The organism is Hyphomicrobium sp., from assembly GCF_019744875.1.
Taxonomy (GTDB): Bacteria; Pseudomonadota; Alphaproteobacteria; order Rhizobiales; family Hyphomicrobiaceae; genus Hyphomicrobium_C.
Map to the genome: position 1 here is coordinate 1 of NZ_JAIETU010000002.1, position 21,959 is coordinate 21,959.

20 protein-coding genes and 1 riboswitch are annotated in these 21,959 nt (G+C 63.9%); of the genes, 8 read left to right on the top strand and 12 right to left on the bottom strand.

The annotated features are described in order from the left end of the window. Window positions 1–88 precede the first annotated feature (88 nt). Both K2Y42_RS00080 and K2Y42_RS00085 read right to left on the bottom strand, forming a co-directional pair. Window positions 89–997, bottom strand: a complete 909-nt coding sequence (locus tag K2Y42_RS00080; protein ID WP_291147098.1) for a TonB family protein — start codon at window positions 995–997, stop codon at window positions 89–91. A 182-nt stretch (window positions 998–1,179) separates the two neighbouring features. Continuing rightward, window positions 1,180–3,099, bottom strand: coding sequence for a TonB-dependent receptor (locus tag K2Y42_RS00085; protein ID WP_291147099.1), 1,920 nt, complete (start codon window positions 3,097–3,099; stop codon window positions 1,180–1,182). A 244-nt stretch (window positions 3,100–3,343) separates the two neighbouring features. After that, window positions 3,344–3,577, bottom strand: a riboswitch (cobalamin riboswitch). 146 nt (window positions 3,578–3,723) lie between these two features. Between K2Y42_RS00085 and K2Y42_RS00090 the strand changes: the two genes are divergently transcribed. From K2Y42_RS00090 to K2Y42_RS00100, 3 genes are all read left to right on the top strand, one after another. Then, window positions 3,724–4,476, top strand: coding sequence for an adenosylcobinamide amidohydrolase (locus K2Y42_RS00090; protein WP_291147102.1), 753 nt, complete (start codon window positions 3,724–3,726; stop codon window positions 4,474–4,476). Window positions 4,477–4,532: 56 nt separating this feature from the next. After that, on the top strand, window positions 4,533–5,963 hold the full coding sequence (locus tag K2Y42_RS00095; protein WP_291147104.1) for a DUF6513 domain-containing protein: 1,431 nt from the start codon (window positions 4,533–4,535) through the stop codon (window positions 5,961–5,963). 234 nt (window positions 5,964–6,197) lie between these two features. Beyond that, a complete protein-coding gene (locus K2Y42_RS00100; protein WP_291147108.1) occupies window positions 6,198–7,271 on the top strand; it encodes a class I SAM-dependent methyltransferase in 1,074 nt (357 codons plus the stop codon). A gap of 49 nt (window positions 7,272–7,320) precedes the next feature. Here the strand turns inward: K2Y42_RS00100 and K2Y42_RS00105 are convergent, their stop codons facing one another. The 10 genes from K2Y42_RS00105 to K2Y42_RS00150 form a co-directional block, all read right to left on the bottom strand. Continuing rightward, the gene (locus K2Y42_RS00105) at window positions 7,321–8,262 is read right to left on the bottom strand and encodes a CysB family HTH-type transcriptional regulator (RefSeq protein WP_291147110.1); all 942 of its coding nucleotides are present in this window, start codon (window positions 8,260–8,262) and stop codon (window positions 7,321–7,323) included. A 6-nt stretch (window positions 8,263–8,268) separates the two neighbouring features. Next, window positions 8,269–9,354, bottom strand: a complete 1,086-nt coding sequence (locus K2Y42_RS00110; protein WP_291147112.1) for a sulfate ABC transporter ATP-binding protein — start codon at window positions 9,352–9,354, stop codon at window positions 8,269–8,271. Beyond that, window positions 9,354–10,184 carry a sulfate ABC transporter permease subunit CysW gene (gene cysW / locus K2Y42_RS00115; protein WP_291150098.1) on the bottom strand — a complete coding sequence of 277 codons (831 nt, stop codon included), beginning with the start codon at window positions 10,182–10,184 and terminating at the stop codon, window positions 9,354–9,356. The genes K2Y42_RS00110 and cysW overlap by 1 nt, the downstream gene beginning before the upstream one ends. Window positions 10,185–10,249: 65 nt before the next feature. After that, window positions 10,250–11,080 (bottom strand): sulfate ABC transporter permease subunit CysT, encoded by an 831-nt coding sequence (gene cysT, locus K2Y42_RS00120; protein ID WP_291147114.1) that lies wholly within the window; start codon window positions 11,078–11,080, stop codon window positions 10,250–10,252. 232 nt (window positions 11,081–11,312) lie between these two features. After that, entirely contained in the window at window positions 11,313–11,942 is a 630-nt protein-coding gene (locus K2Y42_RS00125) for an XRE family transcriptional regulator (RefSeq protein WP_291147116.1), read from the bottom strand. A gap of 196 nt (window positions 11,943–12,138) precedes the next feature. Continuing rightward, entirely contained in the window at window positions 12,139–13,518 is a 1,380-nt protein-coding gene (locus tag K2Y42_RS00130) for a porin (protein ID WP_291147118.1), read from the bottom strand. A 203-nt stretch (window positions 13,519–13,721) separates the two neighbouring features. Next, the gene (locus tag K2Y42_RS00135; protein ID WP_291147121.1) at window positions 13,722–14,333 is read right to left on the bottom strand and encodes an alpha/beta hydrolase; all 612 of its coding nucleotides are present in this window, start codon (window positions 14,331–14,333) and stop codon (window positions 13,722–13,724) included. A gap of 414 nt (window positions 14,334–14,747) precedes the next feature. Next, complete coding sequence (locus K2Y42_RS00140) at window positions 14,748–15,770, bottom strand: sulfate ABC transporter substrate-binding protein (RefSeq protein WP_291147123.1); 1,023 nt, start codon at window positions 15,768–15,770, stop codon at window positions 14,748–14,750. A gap of 219 nt (window positions 15,771–15,989) precedes the next feature. After that, window positions 15,990–16,673 (bottom strand): hypothetical protein, encoded by a 684-nt coding sequence (locus K2Y42_RS00145; RefSeq protein WP_291147125.1) that lies wholly within the window; start codon window positions 16,671–16,673, stop codon window positions 15,990–15,992. 292 nt (window positions 16,674–16,965) lie between these two features. Further along, window positions 16,966–17,109 (bottom strand): hypothetical protein, encoded by a 144-nt coding sequence (locus K2Y42_RS00150; RefSeq protein WP_291147128.1) that lies wholly within the window; start codon window positions 17,107–17,109, stop codon window positions 16,966–16,968. Between the two features lie 447 nt (window positions 17,110–17,556). Here K2Y42_RS00150 and K2Y42_RS00155 point away from each other — a divergent pair, with 447 nt between their 5' ends. From K2Y42_RS00155 to K2Y42_RS00175, 5 genes are all read left to right on the top strand, one after another. After that, a complete protein-coding gene (locus K2Y42_RS00155; RefSeq protein ID WP_291147131.1) occupies window positions 17,557–18,954 on the top strand; it encodes a histidine kinase in 1,398 nt (465 codons plus the stop codon). Continuing rightward, the gene (locus tag K2Y42_RS00160) at window positions 18,951–19,619 is read left to right on the top strand and encodes a response regulator transcription factor (protein WP_291147134.1); all 669 of its coding nucleotides are present in this window, start codon (window positions 18,951–18,953) and stop codon (window positions 19,617–19,619) included. Before K2Y42_RS00155 ends, K2Y42_RS00160 begins: the two co-directional genes overlap by 4 nt. Before the next feature lie 123 nt (window positions 19,620–19,742). Then, window positions 19,743–20,549, top strand: a complete 807-nt coding sequence (locus K2Y42_RS00165; RefSeq protein WP_291147136.1) for a MotA/TolQ/ExbB proton channel family protein — start codon at window positions 19,743–19,745, stop codon at window positions 20,547–20,549. Continuing rightward, window positions 20,546–21,184, top strand: coding sequence for a hypothetical protein (locus K2Y42_RS00170; protein WP_291147138.1), 639 nt, complete (start codon window positions 20,546–20,548; stop codon window positions 21,182–21,184). The genes K2Y42_RS00165 and K2Y42_RS00170 overlap by 4 nt, the downstream gene beginning before the upstream one ends. After that, window positions 21,181–21,828, top strand: a complete 648-nt coding sequence (locus tag K2Y42_RS00175; protein WP_291147140.1) for a hypothetical protein — start codon at window positions 21,181–21,183, stop codon at window positions 21,826–21,828. Before K2Y42_RS00170 ends, K2Y42_RS00175 begins: the two co-directional genes overlap by 4 nt. Window positions 21,829–21,959 lie beyond the last annotated feature (131 nt).

The following is a 21,959-nucleotide window of genomic DNA, read 5'->3' on the forward strand; positions in this document are numbered from 1 at the left end:
CAGTGGGCAGTGGGCAGTGGGCAGTGGGCAGTGGGCAGTGGGCAGTGGGCAGTGGGCAGTGGGCAGTGGGCAGTGGGGGGACGGGCCGTCAGCGGAAGTGGAAGGGGACGGCGAAGCGCGTGCCGGCGCCGGGGGGCGGTGCCGGGAAGGAAGCGCCGCGGACGGCGGCAAGGACGCTGCGGTCGAGGCCGGGATCGCCGGACGAGCGGGCGATGCTGGCGTAGCCCAGGCCGCCCGATCGCGTGACGCCGAAGGCGATCACAACCGTTCCGCGACGGCCGCCGCCGCCGGGCTTGCGGGCGGCGACGCGGGCGCGGACCATGGCGGCGTAGTTGACTGACGAGCCGGTGCTGCCGGACACGCGGGCCTTGGACGCCGCCGAGCCGGAGTTGGCCTTGGAGGGTGCGCCGCCCTTCTTGCTGGCCTTGGCGTCCGTTCTGTCGGTCGCTGACGGATCGGTGAGCTTGGCCGTTTTCTGCGGTTTGGTCTTTTCCTGCGGCTTGCGGGGGCGCTCTTCGGCCTTGGTGGGAGGCGCTTCGGCCTTGACGGGAGGCGGTGCCGGACGTGCGTGCTCCGTGCCGGCCGCGTCGGGCGTCTCGAGATCACCTTTGAGAACGTCGAGACCCTTCGGTGCGTCCTCGGCGGTGTCCGGGTCGGGCGGCGCGACGGCCACCATCTCCTCGATTGGGGCGGGTTTGACGACGTCCATGGCGGCGGCAGAAGCTGCGGCGTCGCGCTGGGCGCCGGCTTCAGTTTCGACGGTTGCGGGGGAAGCGGCGGCTTCGAGCGAGGCGGCCTGTTCGACGGCTTCCAGAACTTCGGTCTGAAAGAGCTCGATGCTGATCGCGTCAGTAGGGACGGGAATGGCGCCCGGATCGCTCTCAAGCCAGACGAACGCCGCGGCCAGAACGCTGCCGTGCAGCGCGAGCGAGAATACCGCGCTCAGGATGACCGCAGTGGTCCGGCTCGGTGCGCTCTCGGCGGGGCCTATCGTCATGTCCTGGTTTGCAAAAACTATATTCTGTCGCAGCTTACGCGCTCGGCATTCGCTGCGACATACCTTGTTTCAGGCCAATTGTCCTTCCCGCCAATTGTCTGGCCGAAAGGGAGGAACAAGGAAACCCGGCCCGGCGTGTGATGCAGCACAGCGCGCGGCCCGGACCTCCCTGTCCATTCCGGTTAGTCGTTCGGCAACGACATGGTGATGCCGCCGAACACCGAGAGGCCCGCGGTGCCGTAGCTGTCGATCGTTTCGTATTCCTCGTCGAGCAGATTGTCTCCGCGAACGTAGGCTTTCCAGCCCGGCGTGAATTCGTACGATGCCTTGGCGCTCAGCAGAAAATAGTCGTCGAGTTCGACAAAATTGCTCTGGAAGGGGTCGCCGACGTAACGTCCTGTGACGTTCAGCTCGACCTTGTCCATGGGCTGGAGGTCAATGCCGACGGTCAGGGCGTTGCGCGGAACGAATGGCACTCGGCCTCCGGTGGGCGTTTCCGTATCGATGTAGGTGTAGGCCGTCGTGACGGCGACGCCTTCGGTAATCAGCGCGGTGCCCGTCAGCTCCACGCCCTTACGCTCAGTGACGCCTGGGATGTTGATCATGTTGGGCTGACCCGGGATGCCGAGACCTGCGAACGCGATCGCATTTTCGGTGTCGAGCTCGAAGTACGTGGCGCCGAGCTTTACGCGTCCGTTGAGGAAGCCTTGGTCGATGCCGACATCCCAACTCTGGCTTTCCTCCGGCTGCAGGTCCGGGTTGCCGTAGAAAACGAGGCCGAAAGCCGGATAGCCGCCGAAAAGCTCGTCGAGAGAGGGCGCCCGGAAGCCGGTGCCCACGGTTGCGCGGAATTTCGTGTCGGTCGCGGACACATGGTAGGCGCCCGTCAATCGATACGTTTCGAACTGGCCGAACGTGCTGTGCTCGTCGATGCGTCCGCCGCCGGTCAGAACAAGGCCGTCGATCGGCTCCATCATGAGCTGCGCAAAATAGCCCGCGACGTCTGCCTCGGGGCGATAGTTGATGTTGCTGTTCTCTAAGCTCGTCTGCTCCCAGTCCGCACCGAAAAGCAGCGAAAGACGTTCGTTGAACGAGAAAACGCCCTTGTACTCGCCCTTGACGCGTTCGCCGTCGAAGAAGCTGTCGCCGAACTGTTCGGTGAAGTTGCGTTCGATCCGCATGCCCTGAATGGCGAGCGTGTTCTGGAATGCGCCATCCAGCAGCGAGAAATCGATGCCAGCGCGCCCGGCGTGCTGAACGGTATCGCTGAACGTGCCGATGGTATCGGCACCGAAGCCGTCCACGTCCAGTCGCGCGTCGAGGGAGCGTGCGGCGAAGAAGATCTTGGCCGACGGTGATAGGTAGTATTCACCCCTGCCCGAGAACGTGACGTTGCGGTAGCCGTCGTCTTCGATGCCGTCGGCGAACGCCGAGAAGCCGTCGGTGTCGACGCCCTGAACCGTGAATGAGATGTTGGATCCATCGGTCGCGGCATAACCGGCGGTTGCCGCGCCGTTGAAGGTATTGTACTGGCCGCCTTCGGCTCCGCCGCTGACGGAGAAGCCCGGCTTCGTCGCTTTCTTTGTCTCGACGCTGATCACGCCGCCGATGGCGTCGCCGCCGTACAGCGTACTCTGCGAGCCCTTCAGGACCTCGATGCGCGAGACGTCTCCAACGAGAAGATGCTCGAAATGCGTCTCGGTGGTGGTGCCTGACGGGTCGCTGATGTCGATGCCATCAACGAGAACCTTGACGTACTTGAGGCCGACGCCGCGCACGCTGAGACGCGTCGAGCTTCCCGGAGGTCCATTCTGGCTGAAGCTTACGCCGGCGAGCTGTTCGAGATAGTCCTTGAGGTAGGTCTTGGACTGCTTCTGGATGTCCTTTTCGGTCAGGACTTCGACCGCGGAGCCGACCTTGGCCGCTTCCGTCGGCGTGCGGTTGGCGGAGTTGATGACGATGCCTTCGAGCTGCGTCACGCCTTGGGCGTGGGCCGGCGCGGCGATCGCCAGAAGTGCGATGCTTGCGGCCGATGACAGCAGCGCGCGCCGTGCGGTGCCTTTCGGCGCTCGTTCTGCGGTCGTGTAAACTGAATAAGACACAAGTCCCCCCGTCACGGATGATGACGGAAGCCCCAGCAGATGCGGCCAACATCGTGTCTCCGGCTACAGCGCAACGCCCTGGCGTCTGCGGATGTCCGCGACGCCTTGCGCTGCTCGCGGCCGCGAGCCCGACGTTCTCAGTTCAAAGGGTGATCGATACCCCGGCCATACCTGACGTTGCTCCCAATCGGTTGCACATCAGCCGCCACTACGGGTAACCGTTCCACCGAGCGCACCGCACGAGGGATGGGCGACTTGTGAAGGCAGGTCTCCTGGCTCACGGCTCAAACGTCGCTTTCCAGCCTTCCCGAAGCTCCCAAAAGCCTCAGTGGCGTCGTTGGAAAGGACTTGCCGCTAACAGTTGCGGGCGCAGCCACGGGATCGACACTGTACGCCGGAACTGGCGCGTCTCACCGTGTTCCCTCTTAGTCATCCACGCACTTGCATGCGTGGCAACACCGTCACGCCTCTAAAGCGCCGCATGTGTGGCCGTCTGTCAAGGTGCCCGGCGCGAATGTTCTGAGCGTCGTTTCATTTTGGATACAGACGTGGCACATCGTTGCGACACGCGCGGGGCACAGCTCGCCATCCGCCGCTTGGCTCTGAACAGGGATGCCGTATCCGTTGCTCGACACTGCGGACGAAAACCGGCCGGACGGTCCGGGTCGCTCACCGCCTGACGGCGCGTCGCGGTTGCCGTTTGCGCTCTCATGTCGCGCGCCGTTCCTGATCGCCTCGTTCGATGCGCCGCAGTCGATGCTGAGCTGGTCGCTGACCAAGCCGGGATTTCGGGTGGCGCGGGAGGTGGCGTGGCTCGAAGTGCGCAACGCGGATCTGCCGCCTGGCGCCGATCCGCTGCACTGGATCGAGCGGACCTTTTCAGATGACGGTCTGGGGGACGCCGTGACGCTCGTCACGTCGCGCACCATCACGCGCTACCATCACGCGCAGGCGACGGTGGAGGGCTGCACGGCGACGTGCCTTGCGACAGTGGGGCTTTCGAACGGCGAACGCGTCGGGCAACGCTCGGCGGTTCCGGTGCGCGTGCCGGGTACGATCAACACGCTGGTCCACGTTTCGCAACCTCTCACCGAGGCGGGGCTGATCGAGACGATTTCCATCGCCACGCAGGCGCGCACGCTGGCGGTGATCGAGGCGTTCGTTCCGCGCGGCGGCGTGCAGGTGACGGGCACGGGCACGGACTGCATCGTCGTCGCGGCCCCGCAGGAGGGTGAAGCCGCGAACTTCGCGGGCCTCCACACGGCCATCGGGGAAGCGGTCGGAAAGGTCGTTTACCATGTCATGCGGGAGGGGATCGCCGTGTGGCGCGACGATTTCTTTGGGCTCAAGAGGCCTCGTGACGCCACGCGCTCTTGAGGCGGGGGCGTATGGTGCGCGACAAGAGACTTCTATTCGGAACTTGAGAGGCTGAGATGGCCGAGCGCGTGGTGCTTGTAACGGGGTCGCTGGCGGAGCCGCGCGTGCAGCGTGTGGCCGACCAGGTGGCCAGCGACGCGCTCGAACCCATCGTTGCCAACGTGGGCGTCAAGGTCGCGGCGCTGATGACGACGGAAATTGTCGAGCGGCGGCTGACCTTGCCCGAAGGGGCGGATCGCGTCGTGATGCCCGGCCGGTTCCGTGGCGATCTCGACCGGCTGTCGGATCACTTCGGTACGCGCTTCGAACGCGGGCCGGACGAGGTGGCGGACCTGCCGGAATATCTCGGGCACGCGAAAGAGCCGGTCGATCTCTCGCAGCACAACATGACGATCTTTGCCGAGATCGTCGATGCAACCCTGATGACGCCGGCGCAGATCGTCGAGCGCTCGCGCGTGCTGCGTGCCGATGGCGCGGACGTCATCGATCTCGGGTGCCTGCCCGACAGTCCGTTTCCCCATCTCGAAGAGGCGATTGCGGCGCTGCATGCGGACGGCGTGCGGGTGAGCGTCGATTCCTTCAATGCCGAGGAGCTGTCGCGCGCCACGAAAGCGGGCGCCGACTTCCTGCTCAGCCTCTCCGAGAAGACCATTGCCATCGCCGATGAGGGGCCGGCCGTGCCGATCCTCGTGTCGGCGGGCGCGGCCGACATGGACTCGCTCGACCGGGCGATCGACATGATGATCGCGAAGGGCAAGCCGTACTACGCCGACCCAATCCTCGATCCGATCCACTACGGGTTTGCGGCGTCCGTTGCGCGCTACATCGATCTGCGTAAGCGGCGGCCGGACATCCCGATCCTGATGGGCATCGGCAACGTGACCGAGCTGACGGACGCCGACACGACCGGCATCAACGCGATCCTGATGGGCCTTTGCTCGGAGCTCGACATCACGGCCGTGCTCGCCGTGCAGGTGAGCCCGCACTGCCGGACGGCGATCCGCGAGTTCGACCGGGCGCGGCGCGAATTCTATGCGGCCAAGAAAGCCAATTCGCTGCCGCAGGGTTTCGGCGGCGGACTGATGGCGCTGCGCGACCGGCGCGGCTTCGCCACGACCTCCAACGAGATCAAGACGCTCGCGTCGCAGATCCGCGACGCCAACTACCGCATCGAGGTCGCGGAGGACGGGGTCCACATCTACAACAAGGCCGGCCACCATGTGGCCGAGGATCCGTTCAAGCTGTTTCCGCATCTGGATACGCGGGCGGACGCGGGACACGCCTTCTACCTCGGGGTCGAGACGGCGCGGGCGGAGATCGCCTACCGGCTCGGCAAGCGCTACGCCCAGGACGAGCCCCTGGAGTTCGGTGTCGTGGCCGAGACGAGGGGTGCGGCGGACGATGCCCATCTCATGAAGTTCAAGGAGGCGGGCTCGACCCTCAAAAAAGACGCCAAGAGCGACAAGGACGCCAAGGACAACGAGTGACCGTTGGCATCCGGGCGGTGGGTCCGCTTAGCGCGGCGCGTGGGCGGCACAACGGCGCTTGGTTGCACGTCTGATGATCGTGCAGATCGGCGGAATCATGCGGCAAGTTCTTCCCCGGCTGCTTCGCTACGTCTCGGGGGAGAGGCGGCCGGAAAAGCCTATGGTGACCCCCACGGATAAGAGCGCCGCGCCGATCGTCAGTGCGAAGCGCGTTTTCCCCGGGAACCACTCACGATGTCTGATCACGCTCCGGGCACCGGCCTGATCCCAGCGGCCATCCGCTCTCTCGCGCGGATGCCGCTGCCGGATGCGGCGTCACGGCTGGCGGTCCGGATGGTCCTGGGGCGCAAGCGTCATTCGCTGGCCAATGCCGATCCCGCGGCGACCGCGACCTTCGCGCGCGCGATGGCCGATTTTCCGATGTCGGCGCCCGTCAATCTCGACCTGCCGCTCTGCGACGTGCCCGCGGACTTCTTCAAGCTGGTGCTCGGGCCGCAGCGAAAGTTCTCGTGCGGCCTCTATCCGTCGGACGCCACGACGCTGGAGGAGGCAGAGGAGGCGGCGCTGTGCGAGACCGCGCGGCACGCGGCCTTGCGCAACGGGCAGACGGTGCTGGAGATCGGATGCGGGTGGGGCTCGCTGTCGCTCTGGATGGCGCGCCACTATCCGGCATCGCGGATCGTCGCGGTGGCGAGCTGCAACTCGCAGCGCGCCTACATCGAAGCGCAGGCGGCCGAGCGCGGCATCCGGAACCTGCGCGTGATCACGGCGAACGTCAACGCGTTCAGGCCGGCGCAGCGCTTCGATCGCGTGGTGTCGGTCGAGACGTTTGAGCACTTGCCGAACTGGGCCGAGATTCTGGGGCGCATGCGGACGTGGCTTACGCCGGACGGGCGCGTGTTTCTGCATGTGGTGACGCACGCGACGACGCCCTATCTCACGCGCAACACATCGGCGGACCTGTTCGGCCGGCCAGCGCTTGGCGGCGGCATCATGCCGAGCGAGCGGCTGATCCATGAATTCTCGTCGAGCGTCACGGTCGAGCAGAGCTGGCGCTGGAGCGGCGAGCACTATGCGCGCACGGCTGAAGACTGGCTGCGAAACTTCGACCGGCATGGCGCCGAGATCCGCGAGATCTTCAAGGCGACCTATGGGGCGGACGCGCCGATGTGGTATCGGCGCTGGCGGTTGTTCTTCCTCGCGACGGCGGAGCAGTTCGGCCATCGCCGCGGGCGCGAGTGGGGCGTCAGTCACTACGTTCTGCGCCCGGCCCTCGGTGCCGATCGCGGTCGCAGCAAGCGCGATTGATCTCAGCGCGCGAGGAGCCTGCGCCTGACGTGAGGTCGCGAGAGATCGATCAGTGCGCGCCGTCGGGCTTGCCGGTGTTGACCTGCTCGCGCACCGTCGCCTCGGTCAGGTCGGACGAGCACAATTCGATGAACCGGTAGGCGTAGCCGCGCAGATACGTGTTGCGGCGTACCGCGATGCGCGAGGTGTTGGCGTCGAACAGGTGGCGGGCATCGAGCAGGCGGAGGTGCGGGTCGCGCTCGGCGCTGCAGGCCATCGACGCGATGATGCCGATGCCGAGACCCAGCTCGACGTAGGCCTTGATCACGTCCGCGTCGAGGGCGGTCATGACGATGTCGGGCACGACCTCGGCACGTTCGAAGGCTTCATCGATGCGCGCGCGTCCCGTGAAGCCCTGCTGGTAGGTGACGATCGGCCACTCGGCGATGGCGTCGAGGGTCAGTTTCTTTTCCTTGGCGAGCGGGCTTGTGGGCGGGACGATAACGCCGTGGTGCCAGGTGTAGTACTGGAACGCCGCCAGCTCCGGTACGTCCTGCAGGGCTTCGGTGGCGATGCCGATGTCGGCGCGGCCGTCCTGGAGCATCGAGACGATTTCCATCGGGCTTGCCTCGTGCAGCACGAGATTGACCTTCGGAAACTCCTTCTTGAAGGCGGTGACGACGGCGGGCAGCGCATAGCGCGCCTGGGTATGCGTGGTCGCAACCGAGAGCTGGCCGCGGTCCTTGTTCGAGAACTGCTCACCGAGCTTCTTGATGTTCTGCGTGTCGAGCAGGATGCGCTCGACAATGCCGATCAGCTCCCGCCCGGGCTCTGTCAGCCCGAGGAAGCGCTTGCCACGGCGTACGAACAACTCGACGCCAAGCTCGTCCTCGAGATCCTTGATGTGTTTCGACACGCCGGATTGCGACGTGTTGAGCGCGTTGGCGACTTCAGTGAGGTTGAAGTTGCGCCGGACCGTCTCGCGGATGATGCGAAGCTGCTGGAAGTTCACGGAGGATTATCCTAGCGGCTGATCTTCGAAGACACTGAGACGGCGACTTTGTATGCGCACGCGCTGGCCATTGGCAAGCTGAAGCTGGGCCAGTTCTTCCGCGCCAAGCTCGACTTCGAAGTAGTCTTTCGCCACGCCGCGGTCGGGGCCGTTGGCGATCAGCTCGACGCGCGAGACGTTGCCGTTGGTCAGCACGCGATTGACGCGGGCCGCGACGCCGTTGGCGGCCGGGCCGTCGGCGACGATCTCCGTGTCGTGCGGGCGCGCGTAAGCGATGACGGGCTGGCCATCGGAAAGATCTGTGCGGGAGTGCGGCAAGAGATCCGATCCGACGCGCACGTAGCCGCCCTCGACCTTGCCGCGGAACGCATTGACGTTGCCGATGAACGAGTACGCGAACGACGTCGCGGGCTCCTCGTAGATCTGGCGCGGCGTACCGATCTGCTCGATGTGGCCCTTGTTCATGAGCACGATGCGATCAGCGACCTCGAGGGCCTCTTCCTGATCGTGCGTGACGAAGATCGACGAGATGTGCAGCTCGTCGTGCAGGCGCCGCAGCCAGCGCCGCAGCTCCTTGCGGACCTTGGCGTCCAGTGCGCCGAACGGTTCGTCGAGCAGCAGCACCTGCGGCTCGACGGCGAGGGCGCGGGCAAGCGCGATGCGCTGGCGCTGGCCGCCGGAAAGCTGGGCCGGAAAGCGGTCCTTGAGCCAGGAGAGCTGCACGAGATCGAGCAGGCGCAGGACGCGCTCGCGGATCTGCGCCTCGCTGGGCCGTGTGGCGCGCGGCTTGACGCGCAGGCCGAACGCGACGTTCTCGAACACGCTCATGTGGCGGAAGAGGGCGTAGTGCTGGAATACGAAGCCGACCTGGCGCTCGCGGACGTGCTTGGACGTCGCGTCCTTGCCTTCGAACAGCACATGGCCTTCGTCGGCGCTTTCGAGGCCGGCGATGATGCGCAGAAGCGTGGTCTTGCCGCAGCCCGAGGGGCCGAGGAGGGCGACGAGCTCACCTTTCGGCAAGTCGAGAGAAACGTTGTCGACGGCCCGGAAGTTGCCGAACGCTTTGACGATGTTGCGGATCTCGATGCTCATTATTCAGTCTCCGGGGCGGCGTTGCGTTCGGTTTGCCATTCGACATAGGTCTTGAGTGCCAGAGTCACCAGGGCGAGGAGGGCAAGAACCGAGGCGACGGCGAAGGCGGCTGCGAACTGGTACTCATTGTAGAGGATCTCGACGTGGAGCGGCATGGTGTTCGTCTCGCCGCGGATGTGGCCCGAGACCACGGACACGGCGCCGAATTCACCCATCGCACGGGCGTTACAGAGAATAACGCCGTACAGAAGCGCCCACTTCACGTTCGGCAGCGTGATGCGCCAGAACGTCTTGAGGCCCGAGGCGCCGAGCGTGACGGCGGCTTCCTCTTCGTCGCGGCCTTGCGACTGCATGAGCGGGATGAGCTCGCGGGCGACAAAGGGCACCGTCACGAAGATGGTGGCGAGCACGATGCCGGGCACCGCGAAGATGATGCGGATGTTGTGGTCCGACAGCCAGCTTCCGAACCAGCCGTGCGCGCCGAAGACGAGCACGTAGATCAGGCCGGCGACGACGGGCGACACCGAGAACGGCAGGTCGATGAGCGTGATCAGGAACTGTTTGCCGCGAAAATCGAAGCGCGCGATGGCCCATGCGGCGGCGAGGCCGAAGATGAGGTTGAGCGGCACCGAGATCGCGGCGGCGAGCAGCGTCAGCTTGATGGCCGAGACTGCGTCCGGCTCGACCAGGGCTGCGAAGTAGGGGCCGAACCCCTTGCGCAAACCTTCGACGAACACGGCGACCAGCGGCAGCACGATGAAGAGGGCGAAGAACGACAGGCTGACGGTGAGGACGACGGTCTTCACCCAGGTGCTGTCGCGCGTGGCCACGCGGCTTTCGAAGCGGGTTTCGCGCGAGGGCGCGCGGCCGGATAACGTTGCGACTGCGCCAGACACTATGAGATCCTCCGGCCGCGTTGAGACATCCAGCCCTGCAGGCTGTTGATGATCAGGAGAAGCACGAACGAGACGAGCAGCATGACGCTGGCGATGGCGGTTGCGCCCTCGTAGTCGAACTCTTCGAGCCGGGTGATGATCATCAGCGGCGTGATTTCCGACACCATCGGGATGTTGCCGGCGATGAAGATAACCGAGCCGTACTCACCGACGGCGCGGGCGAAGGCGAGGGCGAAGCCGGTCAGGAGCGCCGGGATCAATGCGGGCAGCACGACACGGCGCACGGTCTGGAAGCGCGAGGCGCCGAGGGACGCGGCCGCTTCCTCAAACTCGGATTCGAAATCTTCGAGGATCGGCTGCACGGTGCGGACCACGAACGGCAAGCCGATGAAGACGAGCGCGACGAGAACGCCGGCGGGTCCGAATGCGACCTTGATGCCGAGAGGCGCGAGAAACTGTCCGATCCAGCCGTTGGGCGCATAGATCGCCGTCAGCGCGATGCCGGCAACAGCAGTGGGCAACGCAAAGGGGAGGTCGACGAGCGCGTCGATCAGCTTGCGGCCCGGGAACGAGTAGCGGACGATGGTCCAGGCCAGCAGCAGGCCGAACACCATGTTGATGGCCGCGGCCAGCAGCGACATGCCGAACGACAGCTCATAGGAGGCCACCACGCGTTCCGAGGTGACGACCTGCCAGAAGCGCGCGGGCTCCATGCCTGCGCTCTTGATGAACACGGCCGAGAGCGGAATGAGGACGATCAGTGAGAGGTAGGCGAGCGTAAATCCGAGCGAGAGCCCAAACCCCGGCAAGACCCTGTGTGCGCGTGGCATTTGACGTTCCTAGTCAGGTCAGGACGATGGTGGCGACGATGGCGATGGAGCCGATAAGCCCGCTCCATGCCGCGATCGTTTCGATCGATCTGGTGTTGATCCGCATGGTTTCCCCCTCTGCGATACTCTTCCGTGCGTGGGACTATGACGGAGCCCCAGCGGGGCCCAAACGAATAAGAACTGCAATCGATATCGGGATAAGCGCTAAGCCGCAGCGGAGGGCGCGGCAGTGTCAGGGACGACACGTGCGCTGGGGCGAGACGACGAGGTAGAGAATGCTCTCGTCGGGGCCGGTGTTGGAAAGAACGTGCTTGAGCGTCGAAGAAAAGAAAACGGCGTCCCCTTCGGCGAGACGCACGGGAGGCTCGTCTCCGATGGTTAACTCAAGCGTGCCGCGCCCGACGACCAGACTGATGCGGGTCGCGGTGCGGGATGCGGCAATGCGCTCGCGGTGGCCAGGGGCGATGCGGAGCTGCTTGAAGGCCGTTTCGGCCGGATCGTCCGTAGGTGCGATCGGGCGCGCCTCGAAGCGTCCGTTGCCGGCGCTGACGATGCGTGCGGCGTCCTTGCGCTCGATCTGATAGCTCGGCTCGTCCTGTGGCGCGATGAGCATGGCGACGGGCACGCCGAGCGCCTTGGAGACCTTCCAGAGCAGCGTGATTGTGGGGGCGCTCTTGCCGGTTTCGATCTGGCCGAGCATGGCACGGCTGACGCCTGAAGCGCGCGCGAGCGTATCGAGCGAGTGGCCCTGTTGGCGGCGGATCGTGCGCAGGCTGTCGCCTACCAGCTTGGCGACCTGGGTCGCTGAATCCAGCGGCTTTTGAGCGCTCGCCTGCTTGGTGCGAGGACGTGCAGGCGGCATCTGAATATTGTGAGGTTGTGGTTCCGACATGTGAGCACGCTAGTGGGGCGCTCGATGTGACAGAACCAAGAAGTTCTGCTGAGCTTATGCAAATCGCTGCATTCGAGTGCCCGCACAAATGAGGGGCTGCTCAAAGAAAAGGGCCGCGCCTTGCGGCGCAGCCCTTTCCTTCGTCTGAAGACCGGGAGAAGCGGTATCAGAACTTGATGATCGCACCGGCGTTGACGAGATCGAGGTCTTCGATGTCGGCGTTGCCCAACGCGCCGGTGGCGTTGTCGCGCAGCGTCAGATCAGCCGAGACGTGGCGGTACGACAGATAGAGAACGGTCGCAGCGTTATCCAAGCCCTGGGCCAAACCGAAGCCGTAGACCTGCAGCCCCGTGTTCCAGATCGAGGAGGCACCGAAGCCCGGAATGTTGACTGCGTCGCCCGCCGTGATGCCGCGATTGATCGCGCCACCCTCGTAGTCATAGTACTCGCCGTAGATCGTGGTCTTGCCGAGCGGGAGCCACTTCTTTTCGATACCAGCCTGGACCGACCAGAAGTTGGCCTCGTCGTCGGCGTTGGTGCCGGCAAAGCGCGCCGTCGTGTTCAGCACGTCGTCGGTGACGGTACCGGCGCCCGCGTTCAGGAACAGACCGGTAGATTCGTGCACGACGCTGAACGAGCCGCCGAAGTGTTGGCAATCCTCGTCTCTCGGAATGCCGCCGCCGCGCGCCTGGCACTCATGCTTCGTCTCGGGTCCGTCGGTGATCTGCAGGAAGCCGACAGCCGCGGCGACCTTGAAGCCGCCGAACTCACCGGCGTAACGCAGTGCGATATCCCAGTAGTCGTCGCCACCCCAAGAGGCCGAAGCGGTGAAGCCCGCGAACGTCGGCGATTCGTACTTGATCGAATCCTGACGGCGATCGCCTTCACCGGGCTGGTCGCCCGAGTCGATCAGCAGGCGGCGATAGGAGAGGGACGACAGTCCGCCGTTGCTGGAGCGCAGGAAGAGACCGAGACCGGTATCCTCGACGTCCGAGTACTTCGCGAAGTCCTTGGTCTGCGTCAGGTTCGATTCGGTGATGGCGTCGGAGGCTGCGGCCTGCGTGCCGAGCGAGACGGCGCCATAGGTCTTGCTCTTGACGTACCAGTAGGCGTCGCGCGTATCCAAGCCGACGTCGGTCGACGTGTCGTTGCCGATCGGGTTGGACTGGGTGAAGCGCTTCGAGTTGGCGGTGCGAATGCCGATCTCGAGGCGGTAGCCGGCTTCCCAGTCGCCGTCGATCTTGGCCTTGCCGCGGAAGCCGATGCGCGAGCGCGAGTTGTCGTTCGTCACGACGTACGCGTTATCCTCGAAGCCATCGTCCCAGTAGATGACCGACTGGTTGACCTGGCCGTAAATCTCCAGCGAGACCTTGCGGTTGCCCTTGCGAGCTGTCGTCGCCTCAAGCTCGGCGATGCGCTCTTCCAGGTCCGCGCAGCAATCTCCCCCGAGATCCGCCGCACTCGCCGTGGTCGTGCCTGCAGAGGCGAGCAGCCCGGCGGTCAACACCGCCAGCACTCCCCCGCGTGCCCAAACTCCCCCAACCATATCCGTCTCCACTATGTTAGATGTTAGATCTGCTATAACGTTTTGATATTTCTCGTATTTTCCATGATTCCTATGGTGTGATTCAAGCTCTGCTTCCGATGTCCTTTCGCAATGCGATGGCGCTGTTGTTTTATTGTCTCGAAACTGTCGCCTAGATGAGAATCGAGTCCGTTATCGTCGGCATTTACACGTCTTGATTTGCGTCAGGCTGCCTTGGGCCGGGCCGCAATCTCTGGGCGCAGGCTGTGGCTGGCCGGTTGCCGCGAAATTGGTTCGCTAGTCGCGCTTTCAAAGTCTGCGGCGCGCTGGGGATCGAGTTGCTGAAGAAGCGCCAATCCGTAGGGCCAAGGCCCGAAGCCGGTTTCGGCGTTGATGTGTCCGGCCGCGCCGATGTCGATAAAGTTCGATCCCCATCGCGCAGCCAGACGCGCGGCCTTGTCGATGCTGAGCCAGGGGTCGTTGAGCGAAGCCACGATGGTGGTCGGAAAGCCCAGCCGGCCTTGGGGCAAGTGTTCGGAGACGCCGAACTTGTCCGGGTCGGCGGGCGCAACGAGGAGCGCGCCTGCGATGCGCTCGCGGTGATCTTCGGCCGCCTGGACGGCGGCGAGTACGCCGAAGCTGTGTGCTGCGATCAGAATCGGGCCTTCGTGGCGCGAGATTTCGCGGCGCACGCGGCGCGACCATTGCGGTAGGTCGGCGCTTTTCCAGTCGCTCTGGACGACGCGGACGGCGTCGGGCAGGCGGGTTTCGAACCAGGTCTGCCAGTGGGCGAGGCCACTGGAATTGAGGCCCGGGATAATCAGGGTCGTCGTCATGATGGATGTCCTGCAAAGCTCGAGTGGATGTCGTCGCGGAGTTGCGTCAGGCAGAGCGCGAGCATCGACAGAGCAGAGAGGAGATCGCGGCCGGCGACATCTCGGGTTTCGAGATCATCGGAAGAGTTGTGGCCGCGTGGTGAGTACGGAAAATCTGAGTACGGATGGCAGCAAAAGCGAGGCCCGCTGCGGCTGCGAAAACAAATGCTGTCGCGCTCTCTGGGGCCATGGCCGGTTGCTCCTGAATTCGAAAGTCGGACGGGAAGACTGACGTTGCGCCGGGCGGCGGCTTGACTGGAACTTCAACTGTGACTGAGCGATACGCGCGGGAGATGCTGGTTCGAGGTGGGCCTGCCGCCCCGGCCGGTTGCTCTCAGAGAGCGGGCCGAAGCGGCAGAACCTTGAGACCTTCGATTAGCTCTTCGAGCCGTAGATCTGGTCGAAGAAGCCGCCGTCCTTGAAGTGCACTTCAGTTGCCTTCGTCCAGCCGCCGAACACTTCGTCGATGGTGAAGAGCTTGGCCGGCGAGAATTGGCTCTTGTACTTCTCGGCGACCTTTTCATCGCGCGGGCGGTAGTAGTTCTTGCCGGCGATGTCCTGGCCTTCGGGCGTGTAGAGATAGTTCAGGTAAGCCTCGGCCACCTTCCGCGTACCCTTCTTGTCGACGACCTTGTCGACGACGGTCACGCTCGGCTCGGCCAGGATCGAGACGGCGGGCGTCACGATCTCAAACTTGTCGGGTCCGAGTTCCTTGGTGGCGAGATAGGCTTCGTTTTCCCACGAGATCAGCACGTCGCCGATGCCGCGCTCCGTGAAGGTGGTCAGCGAGCCGCGTGCGCCCGAGTCCAGAACCTTCGTGTTCTTGTAAATCTTCGTGACGAGATCCTTGGCCTTCTCCTCGCTGCCGCCGTCCTGCTTCAGCGCGTAGCCCCAGGCTGCGAGATAGTTCCAGCGCGCGCCACCCGAGGTCTTGGGGTTCGGCGTCACGACCTCGACGCCGTCCTTGCCGAGATCCGACCAATCCTTGATGCCCTTCGGGTTGCCCTTGCGGACCAGAAAGACGATCGTGGACGTGTAGGGCGCGGAGTTCTGCGGCAGCTTCTTCTGCCAGTCGGCCGAGATCAGGTTGCCCTTCGTGGCAAGCTGGTCCACGTCGCCGGCGAGGGCGAGTGTCACGACGTCGGCCTCGAGGCCGTCGATCACGGCGCGAGCCTGCTTGCCGGAGCCGCCATGCGACTGCTTGATGGTCAGGTCTTCGCCGGTTTCAGCCTTCCAATGCTTGATGAAGGCGGCGTTGAACTGCTGATAGAGCTCGCGCGTCGGATCGTAGGAGACGTTGAGAAGCTCGGTGGCGCTGGCGGCAAACGTGGCGCCGGCGAGGCTGGCCGATACGCCGAGAGCAATGGCGGCGCGGCGCGAAATGCGGGTGATCGACATGGTGTCCTTCCTCTGGAAATCGTGAACTGAGGCCAAAGGTAGGCGGCGGTTCCGCGTGAGCGAACCAAGAAGACCTGCTGAGCTTATCAACGAATATGATGGACGGGCGCTCTGCCATTTGCGCGCCCGCGACCGTATCTCATTCAAGTTGCGCACTTATCCAAGCTTCGCTCGTGTCCGTGCGTTGGGCGCGCGAGTCGCCGAACGCGGCGCGGGCGCTTAGCGCCCGAGGCGCTTGCACGTCGTGCGCCACTGCTCCTTGGTCATGTGCGTGCTCGAATCCCACACGTCCATGCAGCTTTTCATATCGGCGCCTGCCGCCCCGCCACCGCGCTTGATCCGGTTCGGCTCGTCGCTGATCGACGAGGGGGCCTTGGTCGTTTCGACCTGCGTTCCGCCGAGATCGTCCGAAGCCGCGCCGCTTGCGCCCGAGCTCGCGCCGTTTCCCGCGGTGCCGCCTGTGCTGTTCGGGATCTCGCCGGTTTGCGGTTGGCGGTTGCCTGCGGCGGTCGGGTCGCCGCTGGGGACGCGGCCGGCCGGGCTTGCTTCGCGATCCTGCCGGTAAATCGGCGAGTTGGGCTCGGCGTTGCCGGCCGACGGGACGGGGCGAAGTCCCGTATTGCGTTCGGGTACGGTGGAGGGCGGGTTGGCCGGGGAATTGACCTGCGGCCCCGACGGCGGCGCGGGCATTGCGGGCGACGGTGATTGCGCGGATGGAACGCCTGTTCCGGTCGCGCCGCCGACACCCGGACCTGCACCGGGAGATGCGCCGGGCGATCCAGCGCTTCCGCCTCCGCCGCTCGTTGCTCCGCCGGAGCTGCCGCCGGTTTGGGCTGCGGCCGGGGTGGTGTGAACGATGATCGGGGCTGCGGCGATCACGGCCAACGCGACGGCGCCGATCATGCCGGTGATGCGGGGGAGCTGAAGGCCTGCGATCCGGGATCCTGTGAAGGCGCGGGGCGGGATCGGTGGCTGGCGGCACAGGCTACGGCTGCTCGTCGCGGCTGAGTGTTCGCGGCGTGTATTGCGAGGGTTAGGCATTATTGGGCGTCCTGGGCTGCCAACTGTGTTGACATACGAACGCGTCATATCCCTCCGTGTTCCGCCATCGCTCATGGGCGCGGCAACGCGCCCGTCAGGACCGCTGGGCGCTAAGGCAGGCGCCACGGGGCGGATGGGGACCTAACGGATCTGCCTATTCGTCGTCGTCGCAGGGGACCGGATACTCGACGTCCGGCTCGATGCAGCTTTCTTCCTGAATTGTGGCGCGCGCCGGATGTCCCGTGATCGTCACGGCGAGGCAGCCAAGAATGAGAAGCACCCGAAGGCCGTTGATCATGTGCGGAGCCCGCCGAGATCTGCGCGACGTTGCAGCGGGCAAACGCCCGCTTGGGATATTGTCGCCAATTCTACGCTTTCGCCGTGGATCCGGAAAGAGAGAGTGGGGCTTTCGTGGCGCGGGGGAAATGCGGACGTGGCCGGAAGCGGCAAGACGGGAAGCAGGCGCTGCAGGTTGCGAGTCCGGTCACATTGGGGTCAGCATGTCCGAGGGCGCGAACGTTAACGGAGTACCGCAGAACGCGCCGGCGATGACCGGCACGTGCCGCTGATCTGCTGTCGTGTCGTTGGTCATGCCAGGGGGAAAGTGGCAGTCGCCGGCCGTTGTCGGAAGGGCCCGCTACACGGTGCGCAACGGGCAATATGCCCGATGTGCACGCCCGCACATTTATTCGCGCCCGTCTTGGTGCATAGTCCCCGCTCAGGCGAAAAAAGAGGGTCTTAAGCCATGTCGCTCCTGATGCATCTTCTTGTGAGGCTCGTCGCCGTTGTTGTCCTGTGTCTCGCAGGCGCCTTCTGGTGGGTGATGCTCGACGCCCATAGGTCGATCGAGCGCGAAACCGCGGCGTCGGCCGATCGGATGGGCCGCCAGCTCCAAAGCCTCTACTGGCAGAAGCTCGTCTGGCGCGACGGCATGAGCAAGGACACGCTCTTGCCTATGCCTGACTGGGAGACGCTCTCGACGCTAACCATCATCTCGCCGGGCGTTTGCGTCTCGTTCGCGCCGCCAGGAGACCAGCCCCGGCGTCTATGCAGCCAAGTCGAGACGCTGGGTCATCCAGCGCCAGCTTGGTTCGCAACCATTTACACGAGTTTTCTCGGCGCGCATGAGCCGGTTTCGCGCGCCCTCTCCGTCCGCGACAAGGACGCAGGCGGCTTCGTAACCGTAGCCGATCCGGATGCAGCCCTCAGGCAATCTTGGAGCCGCGTATCCGTGATTGCCGCCGTGGCGAGCGCGCTCGCTGCAGGCATTGCTGTGCTGGCAGCCCTCATGATCGGACACGCACTAATGCCCGCACGAACCATCATCAATGGGTTGCGGGAACTTCAGAAGGGCAACAATCGGTGGCGCCTGCCGCGCTTCCGTCCCAAGGACCTCGATCATATCGCTTGCGCCGTCAATGATCTTGCCGAAGAGCTCGCACGCACCAATACGGCTCGCGCAGCTCTGACCAGCAGCCTGATGCAGGTCCAGGAGGAGGAACGCCGCGCCTTGGCGCGCGAGCTTCACGACGAGTTCGGTCAATGCCTAACGGCCACCGTCGCCTTGGCGACACTCATCGAGTCGAGTTCTGCATCGGGCAGCGAAGAGATCGCCGAGGATGCGCGCAAGATCACTGCCGTGCAGGAACGCATGATGACCACTTTGCGCAGCACGCTCGTTCGCCTCAGGCGGCCGAACACTGAGGAGCTCGACCTTGCCACCAGGCTCCGCCACCTCGTCTCGGACTATACGACGCGGTCGATCTCACGCACGGCCTTCCATCTAAATCTCGTTGGCCAGATGACCGAGCTGCCGGATCAGGTCGAAACCGACATCTATCGCATCGCGCAAGAGTGCCTCACCAACGCGGTGAAGCATGGTTCGCCAAGCGAGGTGCGGCTCGAGGTCGAGTATCCGACACGGGAAAGCCGTGTCGTCAGCGTCGCCATCGAGGACGACGGCGGCGGAGACGCCATGCACGTCGGAACCGGCGAAGGGTATGGAATTGTCGGCATGCGCGAAAGAATAGCGGCGCTCGGCGGTCGGCTCTCTATCGCCAATTCTACGGCAGGCATCCGCATCTCTGCCGTGATCCCTCTCACGGGCTCGAATGATGACTTCCCAGTGGGAGAGGCGGCATGACTGGTCTCTCGATCCTGCTCGTCGACGACCACCCCGTGGTGCGTGAGGGATACCGGCGTCTACTCGAGCGACAACCGGGCTTCAAGGTTTGCGCTGAGGTAGACAACGCTCAGAGTGCCTACCATGCCTATAAGGAGTTCGGGCCTGACGTCGTGGTCATGGACGTCGCTATGCCGGGTGCTAGCGGCGTCGAGGCGGTTCGCCACATCCGGCAGTGGGACAAGAATGCTCGCATTCTGGTGTTCAGCATGCATCTCAGTGCCGCGATGACGATTAAGGCATTCGAGGCAGGAGCCTCGGGGTTCGTTACCAAGAGCAGCGGTCCTGCCGAGCTGATACGGGCCGTGTCCACTGTCGCGTCCGGCGGGCGCGCGCTGTCACCGGACGTGTCTCAGGTCATCGCCGATGACCGGCTCGAGCCGCGGTCGCAGATCGTCGCGGATCTCACGCCGCGCGAGACAGAGATCCTCCGCTTGTTGGCGTCGGGCATGGAAAGCGAGCATATCGCTCAGCTTCTGCATCTCAGCCCGAAAACCGTACGCAATCAGCACTACGCCATAAAAAACAAAATTGGTGCTCGCAACGATGCGCATATGGTCTGGCTTGCCGCCGGTGCGGGCTTAGTGCGCATCGAACACGCCGAGCCTCAACTGTCCGACGACTGAAAGCGAACTTCTCAGTTTTGACATCAGGCAATATGCCCGTGCCCTATCGGGCTTTCGGCTCTGAGAAGCCTGCCGCGAACTGCCTATCGTCCCGCACACTGGGACAATCAAAGGCAGACACGCATGAACGGCAATGCGACGCATGTTTCGCAAGGCTTGATAAACAGCATTAGGTCACGACTTAGCGGTTCCGACGATCCGGTTCTGCCGTGGCTGATCTTCACCGGCCTCACCGTGGTCGCGTTCCTGCTGCTGTGGTTCTACGGTTTGGCGCAGAAGGCGCTCACGTCCGATCCCTCGCACATCACGAGCGTCATAGCTCTCATCTACATTGCCGCATCGCTGCATTGCCTATGGCGTGCGGTTGCGATCTCGCGGGAGGCCATGGCCGGCAGTCATCTCGCGCAAGAGATCTCATCACTCCTGAGCGCGCCTATCCGCGCACATCGTGATCCGTTCTCGGCCGCCATTACACAAGCCGCCAGCGCTGGCGTCGTTGCCGATCACGTAAGCAATCTCGTCAAAAAATCCGAACTCACTGGCGAGAGCAACGGCTTCGACCAAACGATCCTGCTCCGCGTGCTAGGGGAGCGCTTGAGCAGCGGCAACAGAAGTGGTGCTTTCACCAGCGATCTGGCGATGAAGCTCGGCCTGTTCGGCACCATCGTCGGCTTCATCATGATGTTGGCGCCGATCGCTGGCCTCAATACCGACGATCAGGCCGCCATCAAATCGTCCATGGCGCTGATGAGCGAAGGCATGGCCGTCGCCATGTACACCACGCTCGCGGGTCTCGTTGCGTCCATCCTCATTAAAATTCAGTACCAGTTCGTTGAGACCGCAACGTCCCGGCTCTTTACTTCGGCAGTCACGTTGACAGAGGTCTGCGTCATCCCCGTTCTTCAACGGCGCAGGGACATGGCGCAATGATCGACGAATTCAGCCTCCGCCCAAGCGAGCCGCCGTTCGACCCCCTGAGCGTTGTACTATTTAAAGCGCTTCAGGTGGTCGCCTTCCTGTTCTTCATAGCCTTCCTCGCCATCTCGCAGCAGAAAGATGATGGCAAGGTCGACAATAAGGCTGAGTTCTTCATCTCAATGACCTGGCCGGACGACCATCCGGACGACTTCGATCTCTTCGTCCAGGACCCGATTGGCAACGTCGTCTGGTATCGCAGACGCGACGTGGGGTTCATGTCGCTTGAGCGAGACAACCGGGGCGGCGCCAACGACTTCATCACAGTCGGGACTCAGAAAATCCGATCCTCGGCGCGCCAGGAGTTGGTAAGCATCCGCGGTATCGTCGCAGGCGAGTACACGGTCAACATTTATCATTTCAGCGCACTAACCAGCCAGGCAGTGCCTGTAACCGTTACGATCGAAAAGCTCAATCCGCGGGTCAGCGTCGTCGCCAAACGCACGCTAGAAGTTCAGGGCTCGAGCGTCGAGAAGACGGCCGCCCGGTTCACGCTCGACGCCGAGGGAGAAGTGGTGAGCACGAGCGAGGTCGAACGCTCGATCCTGCAGACGTTTTTCGATCCATCCATGAACGGCGGGTCACAATGACGGTTCAGGGCTACATCTTTCTTTTGGTGCTCGCATACGCCGCGCTTGTCGCGCTGTTGCTGATCATTCTGATCCGTATCCCGATTTACCGCGTCGCAAAGATTGCGGCGATAGTGGCAATGTTCGCTTTCACTGTCGGCGTCTTCTTCTGGTCACAGGGGCTGGTCGGGTGGTCGTCCGCGACGGCCGTGCCACAGCGGTTCCAGGTCTTGTGGGCGCGCGTCGTAGAACCCAACTTGTCGAAGGGCAAGCCTGGCTCTATCCATCTTTGGGTAGAGGCTCTGGACGATAACAATATTCCCAGCGGGGAGCCGCGCGCGTACCTTCTGCCGTATTCGCCCGCGCTCGCCACCAAGGCTGCGGTGGCCCAGGAAGAGATCAAGAAGGGTAACGCACAGGGTGGCAAGGCCGGTGCCGCAGATCTAGCCCCTAATGTCGGGATGAGCGCAACGGACGGCCACATCGAAGGCGTCAACATCAGGAACATCTCGCAGGGCGCGACGCCCGGCGGCGATCCGTCCGGCGGAGGCGTGCTGGATCCGGCGGCCTTGGGCGGCCAATCCAAGTCCATCGATCTCATACCCCTACCGAAACCTGTCTTGCCGCCAAAGGACGATCCGTCATTGGAAGGGATTGCTCCGTGACGGAGATCGAACGTCCGTTCGGCGCTTCATTGCGGACAAAGTGAAAATGTGCCGGATGCAAAAGCCACCAGATGGCCAGATTTTGCTCTTGGGACATTGCAGCCTGTAAGGGATGTAATCCCGACGGGCCG

Bases quoted from the DNA above. Each gene is read 5' to 3' on its own strand.
- K2Y42_RS00165 (WP_291147136.1), top strand. From the start codon at position 19,743: ATGAACGGCAATGCGACGCATGTTTCGCAAGGCTTGATAAACAGCATT.
- K2Y42_RS00160 (WP_291147134.1), top strand. From the start codon at position 18,951: ATGACTGGTCTCTCGATCCTGCTCGTCGACGACCACCCCGTGGTGCGT.
- K2Y42_RS00130 (WP_291147118.1), bottom strand. From the start codon at position 13,518: ATGGTTGGGGGAGTTTGGGCACGCGGGGGAGTGCTGGCGGTGTTGACC.
- K2Y42_RS00100 (WP_291147108.1), top strand. From the start codon at position 6,198: ATGTCTGATCACGCTCCGGGCACCGGCCTGATCCCAGCGGCCATCCGC.
- K2Y42_RS00155 (WP_291147131.1), top strand. From the start codon at position 17,557: ATGTCGCTCCTGATGCATCTTCTTGTGAGGCTCGTCGCCGTTGTTGTC.
- K2Y42_RS00135 (WP_291147121.1), bottom strand. From the start codon at position 14,333: ATGACGACGACCCTGATTATCCCGGGCCTCAATTCCAGTGGCCTCGCC.
- K2Y42_RS00170 (WP_291147138.1), top strand. From the start codon at position 20,546: ATGATCGACGAATTCAGCCTCCGCCCAAGCGAGCCGCCGTTCGACCCC.
- K2Y42_RS00125 (WP_291147116.1), bottom strand. From the start codon at position 11,942: ATGCCGCCTGCACGTCCTCGCACCAAGCAGGCGAGCGCTCAAAAGCCG.
- K2Y42_RS00080 (WP_291147098.1), bottom strand. From the start codon at position 997: ATGACGATAGGCCCCGCCGAGAGCGCACCGAGCCGGACCACTGCGGTC.
- cysT (WP_291147114.1), bottom strand. From the start codon at position 11,080: ATGCCACGCGCACACAGGGTCTTGCCGGGGTTTGGGCTCTCGCTCGGA.
- K2Y42_RS00140 (WP_291147123.1), bottom strand. From the start codon at position 15,770: ATGTCGATCACCCGCATTTCGCGCCGCGCCGCCATTGCTCTCGGCGTA.
- K2Y42_RS00175 (WP_291147140.1), top strand. From the start codon at position 21,181: ATGACGGTTCAGGGCTACATCTTTCTTTTGGTGCTCGCATACGCCGCG.
- K2Y42_RS00150 (WP_291147128.1), bottom strand. From the start codon at position 17,109: ATGATCAACGGCCTTCGGGTGCTTCTCATTCTTGGCTGCCTCGCCGTG.
- K2Y42_RS00095 (WP_291147104.1), top strand. From the start codon at position 4,533: ATGGCCGAGCGCGTGGTGCTTGTAACGGGGTCGCTGGCGGAGCCGCGC.
- K2Y42_RS00110 (WP_291147112.1), bottom strand. From the start codon at position 9,354: ATGAGCATCGAGATCCGCAACATCGTCAAAGCGTTCGGCAACTTCCGG.
- K2Y42_RS00145 (WP_291147125.1), bottom strand. From the start codon at position 16,673: ATGATCGGCGCCGTCGCGTTGGCCGTGATCGCCGCAGCCCCGATCATC.